The sequence below is a fragment of the Streptomyces spongiae genome (assembly GCF_009377185.1).
In the GTDB taxonomy this organism is placed as follows: Bacteria; Actinomycetota; Actinomycetes; order Streptomycetales; family Streptomycetaceae; genus Streptomyces; species Streptomyces spongiae.
The window spans coordinates 1-14,165 of record NZ_VJZC01000233.1; the positions used below are offsets into that span (position 1 = coordinate 1).

Here is a 14,165-nt window from a genome sequence, read left to right on the forward strand (position 1 = left end):
CTGCCCGGCCCGTCCCGCACGCCGCCCCAGCCGTCCGGCACGCTTCCCGGCCCGTCCCGCACACCGACCGGCGGACCGATGGGGAGTGCGGGCCGGACATCGGCTGCCGGAGCGCCGGCGGCAGGACAGACCCGGCCCTCGGTGCCGACCCGGCGCGACCGGGCACCGGCCGACCGGACTCCATGACGACCCTCGCCGCCGCGACGGCCCCCGGCGGCGCTCCGGCGCGAGAGGAGCGGGCATGAGCGCACCATCGACGGCTCCGCTCCGGATCGGTGTCCGCGTGCCGCCCTGCGACCGGGCGGACCGCGTGGTCGAGACGGTGCGGCGAGCGGAGCGACTCGGCTTCGACGACGTCTGGTTCCCCGACTCCCAGCTGCTGTGGCGGGACGTGTTCACCACCCTCACCGCCGCCGCCCTCGGCACCGAGCGGATCGGCCTGGGCACGGCGGTCACCAACCTCGCGACCCGGCACCCCGCCGTCGTCGCCTCGGCCGCCCGCAGTGTCGCCGAACTCGCCCCCGGCCGCTTCACCCTCGGCCTCGGCGTCGGCAACAGCTCCGTAGGACCGATCGGACTGCGGCAGACCACCTCGGCGGCGATGCGCGAGGGGCTCGGCATGCTGCGCGCCCTCCTCGACGGCCGTGACTGGGACTTCGAGGGCGCCGGAGGCAAGGCGCGCTCGCGGCTGCGTGACCCCCGCCCCGAGGTACCGCTGCACCTGGCAGCGAGCGGGCCGAGGAACCTGCGGCTCGCCGGCGAGGTCGCCGACGGCGTGATCCTCCTCAGCGGGGTCTCCCCGAGGACCCTGGAGGGGGCGACCGCCCGCGTACGCGAGGGCGCGGAGGCGGCGGGCCGGGACGCCGGCCGTGTCCCGCTCACCGTCTCCGCGTTCTGCGCGGTGACCGACGACGTCACGTCCGAGGCCCGCCTGATCAAGCCCATCTGTGCGTCGATCGCGCAGAACGGCGGGGCACCCTTCCTCGCCCTCGCCGGGATCGACGTCGACGTGCCCGCCACGGTCGACGGGGTCTACCCGGACCTCGTGCACGCCGAGGACTGGGACGCCGCCGTCGAGATCTGCTCGGCCTGGATCAGCGACGAGGCGGCCCTGCGGTTCGCCGAGGAGTTCTGCCTGTTCGGCACCGCGGAGCAGATCACCGAACGCCTCCGCGGCCTGCACACCACCGGAGTCACCGGTGTGTTCCTCCAGCACGTCGGCTCCTACGACCCTCCTACCGACCTGATCGAGGCCGTCGGCGCCTCGGTGCTGACCCAACTCACCTGACCGAGGGAGAAGCCCGTGCGAAAAGGCTATGTGTCCAGCGGATTCGGCCAGTTGCACTACGTCGAGTCCGGTGCCGCAGCCGGGCAGCCCGGGGGTGAGCCCGTCCTGCTGCTTCATCAGACCCCCCGCTCATGGACCGAGTACGTCGACGTACTGCCCCTGGTAGGCGCCGAGCACCGCGCCATCGCCATGGACACCCTCGGCTTCGGAGCCTCGGCCAAGCCCGAGGGGCCGCACTCCATAGAGCGTTTCGCCGACGCGGCCGAGGACCTGGTCGACGCACTGGGCCTGGACCGCTTCCATCTCGTAGGCCACCACACCGGCGGGGTGATCGCGGTGGAACTCGCGGCCCGCCTCCAGGACCGCGTCGCGAGCCTCCTGCTCTCCGCCACCCCCTTCGTCGACGAGGAGAAGCGGCGCACGGCGGGCGAGCGCAAACAGGTCGACCACGTCGACCCCAGGCCCGACGGCACGCACCTGCTGGAGCTGTGGAACCGGCGCCGCGGCTTCTACGCCGAGGGAGAGGAGGCCGCGCTCAACCGGTTCATGATCGACGCGCTCACCGTCCTGGACCGCGTGGAGGAGGGCCACGTGGCCGTGCGCCGGTACGAGATGGACCGGCGGCTGCCCGACATCACCGCCCGCACCCTCGCCGTCTGCGCTCCCGGCGACCACTACTCCCTGCCCGCCCTGGAGAGGTTCGCCGCGGCCCTCGGCTGCGAGACCCGCGTCCTCCCGGGCGGCCACGTGCCACTCCCCGAGCAGTTGCCCGGGGAGTTCGCCAAGGTCGTCCTGGCGTGGACGGCGTCCGCGTAACGCGGTCACTTGAGGCCGATGTGCGCACCGGGCCCGAGCGGCAGGTCGAACCCGTAGAAGATCCCCAGGATCGCCAGCCACACGAGAAGGAACGGCACCGTGAAGATCGACAGCCGGGCGATGAGCGTGCCCAGCCGCGCCTCCGGCTCGTAGCGGCGCAGCAGCGCCAGGAGCAGGAAGACGTACGGGTTCATCGGCGTGATGATGCCGGTGGCCGAGTCACCGATGCGGAAGGCGGCCTGGCTGAGGGCCGGGCTCATCCCGAGCAGCATGAACGCCGGGACGAACACGGGTCCGACCAGCGACCACAGGGCGGACCCGGACACGATGAACAGGTTGAGGCAAGCCGCCAGGAGCACGAACGCGACGAGCGCCCAGAAGCCGGTCAGGCCGATGGAGTCCAGTCCCGCGGCGGCCTTCACCGCGAGCAGGATGCCGACGTTGGACCAGTTGAACAGGGCGATGACCTGCGCGGCGACGAACATCAGGACGATGTAGCCGGCCATGTTCTTCACGGAGTCGGACATCGCCGTGACGACACTCTCCGATCCCGAGAGCGCCTTGACCGTGAACCCGTAGGTCAGCCCCGCCAGCAGGAACGCGCCGAACAGCACTGGCACGATCCCGGTGAGCAGGGGCGACGGCACGAGCGCCCCGCCCTCGCCCCTCAGCGGGGCCCCTTCGGGCAGCCACAGGGACAGCACCGCACCCGTGTAGAGGACGACGACGAGGGCCGTGAGCAGCAGTCCCCGGCGCTGGACGGGGCTGAGGGTGAGGTCCTGCTCCTCGGGCTCGTCCTCGGCTGCCGTGGAGGCGTCGTAGGTGCCCAGGCGGGGTTCGAGGACGCGGCTGATGAGGAAGCCGCCGAGCAGACCCAGGACGAGACTGCTGGACGCGGTGAAGTAGTAGTTGACGAGCAGGTGCAGGTCGAGGCCGTCGGCCGCCGGCAGCACCGAGGCCGCCTGTTGCGTGATGCCGATGTACAGGGCGTCCAGCGACCCGATGGTGAACCCGGCCGCGTAGCCCGCGCCGACACACGCGAACCCGCCGATCAGCCCGGCCACGGGGTGCCGTCCGGCGCTCTTGAAGACCAGGGCGGCGAGCGGCGGGAGCACGATCGCGGCCACGTCGCTGATCATGTGCGCCTGGCAGGCGACCAGCGCCACCAGGTACGGCAGCACCGCGCGCGGCGCACGGGCCAGGGTGGCCCGCATGACGGTCTCCAGCAGGCCCGCCTTCTCCGCGACCCCCACCGCCATGATCATGAGCAGTACGGCGGCGATGGGCGGGAACGTGGCGAAGTTGGTGACCAGGTTCTCCGTCAGCCAGCGCACCCCCTCGCCGGTGAACAGTCCGGTGACGGCCTTCGTCTCGTCGGTGCCGGGGACCGTGACCCTCACGTCGGCCAGCGCGAGCGCGGTGGAGACGACGGCCAGGATCACGAACAGCCCGGTGAACAGGATGATCGGGTTGGGCAGCGCGTTGCCGGCCCGCTCGATCAGCGTGAGCACACGGTCGAGGCCGCTCGGCCTGCCCGGCTCGGGAGACTTGCTGTCGGGCGTGGGGAGGTCGGTCAGTGAGGACATCAGGGCTGCCTTCCGGTCGGTGCCGCTGGGAGCAGAAGGTCCTTGCGGACGACGCCGTCCTGGACGACGCACACGATGTTCGCGGGATCGCCGAGGACGCCGATGTCCGTGAGCGGATCGCCGTCGCAGACGACCAGGTCCCCGGTGCGGCCGGCGGCGACGGTGCCCAGCCGGTCGGCGACGCCGAGGAGTTCGGCGGAGGTGCGGGTGCCGGCGACGATGGCGGCCATGGGGTCCATGCCGAGGTCCACCAGATAGCTGAGTTCCATCAGGTTCACGCCGTGCGGGCCGACGGCTGCGTCGGTGCCGAGCGCGATCCGGGCACCGTACTCGATGGCCCGGCCGATGTTCTCCTTGGTGACGCCGGACCAGCGGGTCTTCTTCTGGTAGTGGAAGTCCGGCATCGTGTCCTTGTTGATGCCCGCGTAGACGGTGGACAGCGTCGGCACGACGAAGACGCCCTGCTCACCCGCCATGTCCAGGGCCCGCTCGTCGAGGCCGTAGCCGTGCTCGATGCTGGTGACGCCGGCACGGAGGGCGTTGAGGATGCCCGCGTTGCCCTGGGCGTGGGCGGCGACCGGCCTGCCGCCGTGGCGGCGGGCCTCGTCCACGACGGCGCGGATCTCCTCCTCCAGCAGACCCTCGTCGTCGGGATCGTCGTACGGGCTGCCCATGCCACCCGTGGCGCAGACCTTCACCAGGTCGGCGCCGTCGCGCAGCACGCGGCGCACGGCCAGCCGGGCCGCGTCGGTGGAGTCGGCGATCTCCGACATGCCGGAGCTCAGATCGGTGCCGTCGGGCAGGCGCACGTCCGCGTGGCCGCCGGTGTGGCTGATGATCCGCACGGCGGTGTGCAGCCTCGGGCCCACGATCCTGCCGCTCTCGACGGCCGTACGGAAGCCCGCGGACAGACCGCCCAGGTCACGTGCGCTGGTGATGCCCGCGTCCAGGGTCTGCCGCAGCCGCGCGGCCGTGTCCAGGGTGACCAGGACCGGGTCGAGTTCCGCGCGGCGGCTGGGCGGCGAGCCCTGCGCGTAGGCGAGATGGACGTGGCAGTCGAAGAAGCCGGGCAGTACGGTGCGGCCACCGGCGTCGACGACACGCGTGCCGTCCGCGTCGTCGGCCGCCGCGGGCGCCGTGGCGGCGGGACCGGCGTAGGTGATGGTGCCCTGGGCATCGATGGTGACGACGGCGTCGTCGACGGGGGCGGCGCCGGTTCCGTCGATGAGCCGGGCGCTCTGTACCCGCAGGGCCGTCCGGGGGGCCTCCTGCGGCGTGGCATGCGTCGTCAAGGGGGTCATGGGGGCGCGGTCACTCCTCCGGTGTCGGAAAACCGTTGTCGGAAAACCCGTTGTCGGCAACAGGCGAAGGGAGTGTGGAATGCGGAAGAAAACCTGGTGTGACGATGCAGCTTTCTCGCCGGATTCCCTCCGCGCGCGCAGAGAAGCGCCGCCCATGGGAGTGCAGGAATGTGCCGCCGCGCAGGTCACGGCGGCAGTCACCGACGAAGCCGCCGGGGATCTCGACGAACTCGACCGGGGTGTCGTCCACGCCCTGCAGATCCATCCCCGAGCCCCGTGGACCCTCGTGGGCGAGATCCTCGGGGTCAACCCGGTGACGGCGGCCCGGCGTTGGCACCGGCTGGAGGAGGCGGGCCTGGCCTGGGTGACGGCCTACCCCCGGCTGTCCAACACTCGGATCGTGGTGACCGGTGTGGTCGAGGTGGACACCGAACCGGGCGTCGCCGAGGACGTGGCCAGGGCCCTCGCGGCCGACCCGTCGGTGGCGAACATCAAGCTGACGGCGGGCGGCCGGGACCTGGTGGCCGCCGTACAGGCACGCAGCCTGGATGAGCTGGCCCACCTCACCACGCTGCTGTTCCAGCGGACGCCCGGGGTACGGGCCACACGCACCCACGTGTCGACCGGCGTCCCGACCGAGGGCAGCCGATGGCGGCTGCGCAGCCTGGACGACGCCCAGAGCGCACGCGTCGAGGCGGCGGTGCCCCCGACGTACGAGCCCGTCCCCGTGTCCGAGTCACGCTGGGACACCCTGGACGGGCACCTGCTGGAACTGCTGAGCAGGGACGGGCGCATGTCGCTGCGCGACCTGTCGGCGGCGACCGGCGCGAGCCTGACCACGGTGCGCCGCAGACTGCAGTCCATGCTCGCGTCCCGGCTCGTCCTGCGCTGCGACCTGGCCCGCCCGCTGTCGGGCTGGCCGCTGTCCGCCGTGTACTTCGCCTCCGTACCCGGCCAGTACGTGGAGGAGACCAGCCGGGTGCTGTCGGGCGTGCGCGAGGTCCGCTCGTGCGCGATCACGGCCGGTCCGCACAACCTGGTCATCGACGTCTGGCTGCGCGACCTGCGCGACGTGCACGCCTTCGAGGCCCACCTGTCACGCAAGCTGCCGCGCCTCGTCGTCGACGACCGCTCGGTGGTCCTGCGCACCGTCAAACACATGGGCCGCCTGCTCGACCACGACGGCCGGTGTGTGGGGGTGGTGCCCCTGCGCCATCCGCAAGGCCCGCGAGCCGCGGTCGCACCGGGCACCTGATGCAGAGGAGGGCCTGGGGCGCCCCCGAAAGGGGCGCGGGGAACTGCGCGACCAGCCACGACGAACCCGCAGCTACCCCGACAGCGGAACATGGCAGACGGGACATCCCGCCCCTGGGGAACACGCGAGACCCGCACGCCGATGCTGTGCGGGTCTCGCCAACGGGCCTGAGAACGCTACGACTTCGCTCCCGACACCTCCACCGGCTCAGCCGCCCCCGGGGCCGCGGCCGTCGCAACAGCGGCCCGGTGCCGCGGCAAGAACGTGGCGAGTCCGAAGGCCAGCAGCGCCGCCCCGGCCCCGATCGCCATGACCACCTTGAAGCCGTTCTCGGAGGGCAGGGCGTGGCCGCCGAAGTCGGTGGTCATCTGGGCGAGGACGACACCGGCGATGGCGCTGGCGAAGGAGGTGCCCAGGGAGCGCATCAGGGTGTTGAGGCTGTTGGCGGCGCCCGTCTGGGCAGGGTCGACGGCGCCCATGATCAGCGCGGGCAGCGCCCCGTAGGTGAAGCCGACCCCGGCCCCGATGACACAGGACACCAGGATCAGGTGCCAGACCTCGGACATCAGGACGATGTTCAGGGCGTAACCGGCGGCCACGATCAGCGCGCCGATCATCAGGGTGACCTTGGGGCCCCTGGCCTTGGTGACGCCCGCGGACACGGCGGACATGGCCATCATGACCAGGCCCTGCGGGGCCAGCACCAGGCCGACGGTGAGCATGGACCTGCCCAGGCCGTAGCCGGTCTGCTCGGGCAGTTGGAGAAGCTGCGGCAACACCAGGGACATCGCGAACATCGAGAAGCCGAGGGCGACCGAGGCGAGGTTGGTGAACAGCACCTGCCGGCGCGCGGTGGTGCGCAGGTCGACCAGCGGCTGGCCGGTGCGGAGCTCGTACCGGCCCCAGGCGGCCAGGATCACCACGGCGGCGGTGCCCAGGCCCAGTGTGGCGCCGCTGGTCCAGCCCCAGTCGGCGCCCTTGGAGACCGCCAGCAGCAGGGACACCAGGCCGGCCGACAGACCGAGGGACCCGACCAGGTCGAAGCGTCCGCCGGTGCGGACCTCGGACTCGGGCACGAGCAGCAGGACCAGCACGAAGGCGACGGCACCGAGGACGGCGGAGGTCCAGAACAGGATGTGCCAGTCGAAGTTGTCGGCGATGAACGCGGCGGAGGGCAGGCCCAGCGCGCCGCCGACACCGAGGGAGGCGCTCATCAGGGCGGTTGAGCCGGCCAGCCGCTCGGCCGGGAGCACGTCGCGCATGATGCTGATGCCGAGCGGGACGACGGCGGCGGCCAGGCCCTGCAGCGTACGGCCGATGATCATCGGTGTGAGGGAGTCGGCCAGGGCGCAGACGACCGAGCCGGACACCAGCAGGGCGATGCTGACCTGGAGCATGCGGCGCTTGCCGAACATGTCGCCGAGGCGGCCGACGACCGGCGTGGCCACGGCGGCGGCCAGCAGGGTGGCGGTGACCGCCCACGCGGTGTTGGACGCCGAGGCGTCGAGGAGCCGGGGGAGCTCGGGAACGATCGGGATGACCAGGGTCTGCATCAGCGAGACGACGATCCCGGCGAAGGCCAGCACCGCCACGACGGCGTTCGACCGCGGCGGAGCCGAGTTCCCCGCCTCGGCGGGTCGGGCAAGGGCATCGGACATGACGAGCCTCCGTGGGAGCAAAAAGGTGAGCAAGGTATGGAGGGGGAGCAAACAGAATGTGTGCTTGACTTACGCAAGGATAATCAGGATTGATTGACTTAAGCAAGTTCAATCTCGGGTGAGATGTCCGCGGGCGGCAGCGGAAGCTCGGTGACGACTTCGAAACCGCCCTCCGGGCGGTGGCCCACCCGCAGGCGCCCGCCTGCGGACTGGGCGCGCTCACGCATGCCGATGAGCCCGTAGCCACCGTTCGGGGGAGGGGAGGAGGGAGGTCTCGCCGTGCCTCCGTTGCGGATCGTGATGCTCAGTCGGTCGGGGGAGTAGGCGAGCCGCACCTCCGCCGAGTCGGCGGAGGCGTGCTTGGTGACGTTGGTGAGCGCCTCCTGCACGATGCGGTACGCCGTGAGATCCGCGCCCGCGGAGAGCGGTCGGGGTTCGCCGCGGGTGGTCACGGTCACGGCCAGTCCGGCGCTGTGGAACGAGGCGGCCAGGTCGGAGAGCCCGGCGAGCCCGGGAACGGGCCCCAGGGGGTGTTCCGCGTCGCCCGCGTGGCGCAACAGCCCGACCGTGGACCTGAGTTCGCGCAGGGCCGAGGAGGTGGTGCCGGCGAGCTCGGTGACGATCCTCTCGGCGTCGTCGGGGCGGGAGCGCATGAGGCGGGCGACCGTCGTGGCCTGGAGGGTGGCCAGGACCAGATGGTGGGCGACGACGTCGTGCAGGTCGCGGGCGATCCGCATGCGCTCCTCGGTGACCCGGTGCCGCGCCTCCTCCTCCCGGGTCCGCTCCGCATGCTCGGCGCGGGCCCGTACGGCCTCCAGGTAGGCGGTGCGCAGCCGGGCCGCGGTGCCCAGCGAGGTGGGCAGCAGTAGCCACGCGACGGGTCCGATCAGCTTGAGGACCAGCGGTTCCTCGGCGGGTCCGACGAGGAGTGCCGTACCCACGAGCAGGGTGATGCCGGTGGCGGCGAACGTGTTCGCGGTTCTCCGGTTGGTGCGGGCGGCCAAGGAGGCGAGAGCCACCATGAGCGGCCCCAGCAGCAGGACGGTGAGGATGTAGCCGAGGGCGGCCAGGGCCACGGCGCCGGCGGTGGTCAGCGCCACCGTCGTGCGGGGGTACCGGCCGCGCCACAGCAGGGCGACGCAGCAGCCGCCCGACAGCAGTACGCCGGGCCACCAGGGAACTCCGAGGTCGTGGCCGGGGAGAGTGATCACGCTGCCCGGGAAGGAGCAGGCGAAGAGAGCGGCGGCGACGGTCGCGTCGACGATACGGGGATGGTCTCGTAGCTGCTCTCGCAGTCTGTTGATCATGGGGGTGAGGTTCCTGTCGGTGTCGGGGGTGTCGCCGGGCCCGGTGATGGAGGGGGGAATCCGTGCCGCCGGGCCCGGCGACGGTGCGCCGTTCCCCGTCCCCACGGGTGTGGCGCACCGGGGCGCCCTCCGCTCAAGGGGCCCCGGTCAGCGGCTCGCGGCCGGGGACGCGGCGGGTGCCGCCGTGGCCACGAGCTTCTTACTTGAGTTAGGCAAGCATGTTCGAGTTACTTAAGTCAAGCAATCTTTCTGTATTGCTTAAGTCAGGCAAGCAGGTTTACCGTGGGGATCATGTCCACACCGCCACCCGCAGCATCCGTCCACGAGCCTGTGGTCGAGATCGAGCGGGTTCTCACGCGCGTCACGTATCTGGCGAGCCGGGCCCGGCAGCACGAGCGTCTGATGGCCGCGGCGGGACTGACGCTCGACCGGGCCGCCGTGGCGATCCTGCGCCACCTCGCCGAGAGCGAGCCGTCGCGGCCCGGAGTGCTGGCCGTCCGGCTGTCCGTGGAGGCGTCCCATGTCACCCGGCAGCTACGGCAGTTGGAGCAGGCCGGCTACGTGATCCGCGTCGCGGACCCGGACGACCGGCGGGCCCAGCAGATCCAGCTCACCGAAGCCGGACTCGCCACGGCCGACCGTATCCGGGAGGCCAGCCGCCAGGGCATGCTGATGGCCCTCGCGGACTGGCCCGACGAGGACCTGCGCCGGCTCGCCGAGCTCTTCGAACGGCTGGTGGGCGACTTCGTCGCCTACGCGGAGGAGGACGCGCAGGCCGAGGACGGCGCCCGTCCGTGGTCACCCGGCTGACGACCGTGGTCCTCAGGGTCCCCGACGCCCACGAGTCGGGCTCCCCGGACCGAACCGCGGATCAGTGGCCGGGAGCCAGCCACGCGAGACCGTCCTCCGAGGGCACCAGGCCACCGGGGCGCAGCGGGGTCTCGTCCTCCAGCGGGCCGCCGAAGACCCCTCGCTCCTGCAGCACCGACCCCTCGTGGAACGTCTGACGGAAGGTGGGGGACTCGTAGAGCGGGTTGCGCAGGCCGTCGGAGTCCGGGAGACGGCCCACGGCCTCGTCGAGGTCCGAGGAGGCGGCGGTCAGACGTGCGCCGGCCTCCCCGGGCCCGGCGAGTGAGCGGTCGCCGGACGCCAGGCCGCCCACCAGCTCCACGAACGCCTCCAGCTCCGTCGCGGCCACGCCGGCGACCTTGCGGGCCTTCCAGAAGTACGACCGCTCGTCCTGGTGCATGTCGTAGAAGGAGACCAGGAACTCGTAGAACAGGCCGTACTCGTGCCGGTAGCGGGCCTCGAACTCCTCGAAGCAGCGCTCCTCGTCCAGGTCTCCGGCGAGAGAACTGTTGATGGACCGTGCCGCGAGCAGGGCACCGTACGTGGAGAGATGGACGCCGGAGGACAGCACCGGGTCGACGAAGCACGCGGCGTCACCGGCCAGCGCCATCCCCGGCCGCCACAGCCGCGACTTCCAGTACGACCAGTCCTTGCGGACCCTGACCTGGTCGTACGGCGCCTCGGTGGCCTGCGGGACACCGTCGAGGAGGTCCCGGACCTCGGCGCACGAGTCGATCAGCCGGCGCCAGGCGGCCACCGGGTCCCCCTGGACCGCCGCCGCGTTCTCACGGCTCACCACCGCGCCCACGCTCGTCAGGTCGTCCCGGAGCGGGATGTACCAGATCCAGCCCTCGTCGAAGGCGGCACAGAAGATGTTGCCGTCGTTCGGCTCCGGGAGGCGCCCGCCGCCCGCGAAGTAGCCGAACACCGCGATGTTCCGGAAGAAGTCGGAGTACGTGCGCTTCCCGCCGACGTGCGTGTGGATCCTGCTGGAGTTGCCGGAGGCGTCCACGACGTACCGGGCCCGGGCCTCGCGTTCCTCGCCGCCGGGGCCCATCCAGCTCACACCCCGGACCCGCTCCTCGTCGGCGAGTACGCCCGTGACGCGGCAGCCCTCCCGTACGTCCACCCCGAGCCGGCGCGCGTTGCCCAGGAGGATCGCGTCGAACCGGGACCTCTCGACCTGGTACGCGAACGAGGTGGGGTCCGACAGCCGGGGCGACAACGCGAAGGAGAACTGCCACGGATCCCGGTTCCGTCCCCAGCGGAAGGTCCCGCCGCGCTTCACCTTGAAGCCGGCCCGCGTCATCTCGTCCTCGGCGCCCAGGATGCGGCACACCCCGTGCACGGTGGACGGGAGCAGCGACTCCCCGATCTGGTAGCGGGGGAACGTCTGTTGCTCCAGGAGGAGGACGCGGTGGCCGCGCAGGGCGACGGCCGAGGCGACGGTCGACCCGGCCGGGCCGCCGCCCACGACGATCACGTCGAACGTCTCACGGGCCGTCTCCGCCCCTGTGGGATTCGAGGCAGTCACTGGTCTCCTTCCGTGGTCGGTGCCGACGGGGCGTCCGCGCGGCCGAGGACGTCGATCCAGGCACGGACCGCCGCCGCCGTTGTCCGGGCGTGTTCCTGTAGGAACGAGAAGTGGTCACCGGGCACGTCGACACTCGTGTGCGGCAGTGGCCACGACGTCTGCCACCCGTCCGGGTCCGCGCTCGCCACCATCGCGGGCGTGGGCTGTGCGGCCCGCACCAGCAGGGTGGGCGTGACGACGGGTTCGGGCTTCCAGCCGAGGAACATACGGGTGTACGCGCCCAGAGCCGCCACGCCGGTGTCCTCGTCCCCGGAGAACTGGTTCCCGCCCAGGCGCGGCGCGATGACGGCCGGCAGGGACGTCAGCCAGTCCTTGTCGCTGTTGCCGCCGTCGACGAGGTACGTGTCGAGCAGCACCAGCCCGGTGGGAGCGGCCCCCATGCCTTCGAGCCGCCGGGTCACGGCGTGGGCGGCCGTCCCGCCGGTGGACACGCCCACGACGACGAAAGGCCGGTCGCCGACGTGCCGCAACACGGTCTCGGCGTGGGTGCGGGCCAGCGTCTGTGGGTCCGCCGGTACGGCAGAGCCCTCGCCGATGCCGGGGTGGGGGAGTTCGAGGACGTCCAGGTCGCCCTCGAAGCAGCCGTGGAAACGGGCGAACTCCCCGCCCGGGGCCGCGAAGGGCGGGTGGTACCCGGAGAGGAGGACGAGCACCGGGCCGTCATCGGCACCGGTGGCGCGCCGCAGAGGCGGGAGGGCGTGCTCCCGGCCGGCCTCCGCGCCGAACGTCGGCAGCGCCCAGGAGGCGGTGACCAGCAGGTGCATCGCGGCGACCACCTGCCCGGCCTCGCAGACCCGCCGGTACAGGGAGGACAGGGTCTGCGGGGGGCGGTCGTCCGGCGCGTCGGGCTGTGCCGACCGGCCGTCCGTCGTGTCGAGCTGTGCGGACCGGCCATTCGGCGCGTCGGGCTGCACGGACCGGTCCTCCGCCGTCCCGCGCTCCTCGGCGGGCGCCGTCCGCGGCAGGTCGTCGAGCAGACCGAGTACGTGCCGGGCCAGCCCCTCCGCCGTCGGGTGCTCGAAGATCACGGCGGCGGACAGCCTGAGCCGCAGCGCCATGCTCAGCCGGTTGCGGACCTGCACCGCCGTCAGGGAGTCGAAGCCCAGCTGTTCGAAGTTCCTGCCGTCGGGCAGCGCGTCGGCACCGGAGTACCCGAGCACCGTGGCCACGTCGGCGCGCATCAACTCCGCGAGCGCGGCCTCCCGTTGGGGCTCGGGCAGCCCGGCCAGCTGTTTCCGCCACGCTCCGGGTTCCAGCGGCTGCTCGGCGCCGGATTCCCCGGACTTGGCCTCGGCGCCCGGCCGGCGCGGGCGCAGGAGACCTCGCAGGAGCGGCGGCAGGGACCCGCCCTCGGGCGTTCCCGCGGCGGACCGGAGCGCGTCCCGGTCCAGCGGCATCGGCGCCAGCACGGGCGCGCCCTCGCCCAGCGCCGCGTCGAACAGCGCGAGGCCCTGATCCGGGGAGATCGCCCTGAGCACCTCACCGGACCGTCGGGCCGGGTTCCGGTCACTCTCCGCGAGAGGTGCGGCCATGCCGCCGCCGAGCTCCCACGGCCCCCACGCCAGGGAGACCGCGGGCAGTCCCAGGGCGGTGCGGTGGTGGGCGAGGGCGTCCAGGAAGGAGTTCGCCGCCGCGTAGTTGCCCTGGCCCGCACGGCCGAGCAGGCCCGACGCCGAGGAGAACAGGACGAACGCCGTCAGGTCCAGGTCCCGGGTCAGTTCGTGCAGGTGCCAGGCCGCGTCCGCCTTCGGCCGCAGTACCGCCGCCATCCGCTCGCGAGTCAGCGCGGCCAGCACGCCGTCGTCCAGCACCCCGGCGGCGTGCACCACGGCCGACAGCGCGGGCTCACAGCTCTTGATCACCTCGGCCGTCGCGGCCCGGTCGGCCGTGTCACAGGCGACGATCCGGACCTCGGCACCCAAGCTCTCCAACGCGGCGCGCAGTTCCCCGGCACCGGGTGCCTGAGGGCCGCGCCGCCCGGTGAGCACCAAGTGCCGTACGCCGTGCGAGGTGACGAGGTGACGGGCGAGTGCGGTCCCCAGCGCGCCGGTGCCGCCCGTGATCAGCACGGTGCCGTCCGGGCCGAAGGTGCCGCCCGGGGATCCCGCCGTACCGGTGCCGACGAGCCGTGGCACTGTCATCCGCCCGGCCCGGACGGACAGTTGGGACTCGCCGGTGGCAACCGCCGTGGCCACCGCCGAGGGCAGCAGCCGCAGGGACTCGGGCCGCCCGTCCACGTCGACGAGGACGACGCGTCCGGGCAGTTCCGACTGGGCCGTACGCACCAGCCCCCACACCGCGGCTCCGGCCAGGTCCGGCTGCGGTGCGGTGGCGTCCCGGGTCACCACCGCCATGCGGGAGCCGGCCGTCCGGGGATCGTCCTGCCAGTCCTGCAGCGTCCGGAGTACCCGGCCGGTCAGCCGGTGTACGGCGGACATCGGATCGGGGTCCGTCGCCGGGCCGACGGCCGTGACGACCACGGCGTCCGGCTCGGGGGCGGATGAGTCGGCG

11 protein-coding genes are annotated in these 14,165 nt (G+C 72.5%); 5 read left to right on the top strand and 6 right to left on the bottom strand.

The window, feature by feature from the left end:
* The 3 genes from FNH08_RS52315 to FNH08_RS27055 form a co-directional block, all read left to right on the top strand.
* Window positions 1–245, top strand: a 245-nt coding sequence (locus tag FNH08_RS52315) for a hypothetical protein (protein ID WP_228034378.1), incomplete at its 5' end; no start/stop codon positions are given.
* Window positions 242–1,288, top strand: coding sequence for an LLM class flavin-dependent oxidoreductase (locus tag FNH08_RS27050; protein ID WP_152774141.1), 1,047 nt, complete (start codon window positions 242–244; stop codon window positions 1,286–1,288). The genes FNH08_RS52315 and FNH08_RS27050, both read left to right, overlap by 4 nt.
* A 15-nt stretch (window positions 1,289–1,303) precedes the next feature.
* A complete protein-coding gene (locus tag FNH08_RS27055) occupies window positions 1,304–2,104 on the top strand; it encodes an alpha/beta fold hydrolase (RefSeq protein WP_322725475.1) in 801 nt (266 codons plus the stop codon).
* 5 nt (window positions 2,105–2,109) lie between these two features.
* Here FNH08_RS27055 and FNH08_RS27060 read toward each other — a convergent pair whose 3' ends face one another.
* Together FNH08_RS27060 and FNH08_RS27065 are read right to left on the bottom strand one after the other, a co-directional pair.
* A complete protein-coding gene (locus FNH08_RS27060) occupies window positions 2,110–3,690 on the bottom strand; it encodes an AbgT family transporter (RefSeq protein ID WP_194238628.1) in 1,581 nt (526 codons plus the stop codon).
* Window positions 3,690–4,991: a metal-dependent hydrolase family protein gene (locus tag FNH08_RS27065; protein WP_152774142.1), complete on the bottom strand. Its 1,302-nt coding sequence runs from the start codon at window positions 4,989–4,991 to the stop codon at window positions 3,690–3,692. Before FNH08_RS27065 ends, FNH08_RS27060 begins: the two co-directional genes overlap by 1 nt.
* A gap of 154 nt (window positions 4,992–5,145) precedes the next feature.
* Between FNH08_RS27065 and FNH08_RS27070 the strand changes: the two genes are divergently transcribed.
* Window positions 5,146–6,246, top strand: coding sequence for an Lrp/AsnC family transcriptional regulator (locus FNH08_RS27070; RefSeq protein ID WP_152774143.1), 1,101 nt, complete (start codon window positions 5,146–5,148; stop codon window positions 6,244–6,246).
* Between the two features lie 176 nt (window positions 6,247–6,422).
* Here the strand turns inward: FNH08_RS27070 and FNH08_RS27075 are convergent, their stop codons facing one another.
* Both FNH08_RS27075 and FNH08_RS27080 read right to left on the bottom strand, forming a co-directional pair.
* Window positions 6,423–7,904 (bottom strand): MFS transporter, encoded by a 1,482-nt coding sequence (locus tag FNH08_RS27075; RefSeq protein WP_152774144.1) that lies wholly within the window; start codon window positions 7,902–7,904, stop codon window positions 6,423–6,425.
* 98 nt (window positions 7,905–8,002) lie between these two features.
* Window positions 8,003–9,211, bottom strand: a complete 1,209-nt coding sequence (locus FNH08_RS27080; RefSeq protein ID WP_152774145.1) for a sensor histidine kinase — start codon at window positions 9,209–9,211, stop codon at window positions 8,003–8,005.
* A 291-nt stretch (window positions 9,212–9,502) separates the two neighbouring features.
* Between FNH08_RS27080 and FNH08_RS27085 the strand changes: the two genes are divergently transcribed.
* Window positions 9,503–10,021 (top strand): MarR family winged helix-turn-helix transcriptional regulator, encoded by a 519-nt coding sequence (locus FNH08_RS27085; protein WP_152774146.1) that lies wholly within the window; start codon window positions 9,503–9,505, stop codon window positions 10,019–10,021.
* Window positions 10,022–10,082: 61 nt separating this feature from the next.
* Here FNH08_RS27085 and FNH08_RS27090 read toward each other — a convergent pair whose 3' ends face one another.
* Window positions 10,083–11,594 carry a tryptophan 7-halogenase gene (locus FNH08_RS27090; protein WP_322725477.1) on the bottom strand — a complete coding sequence of 504 codons (1,512 nt, stop codon included), beginning with the start codon at window positions 11,592–11,594 and terminating at the stop codon, window positions 10,083–10,085.
* Window positions 11,591–14,165: type I polyketide synthase (locus FNH08_RS27095; RefSeq protein ID WP_152774148.1), on the bottom strand; the 2,575-nt coding region annotated here is incomplete at its 5' end. The genes FNH08_RS27090 and FNH08_RS27095, both read right to left, overlap by 4 nt.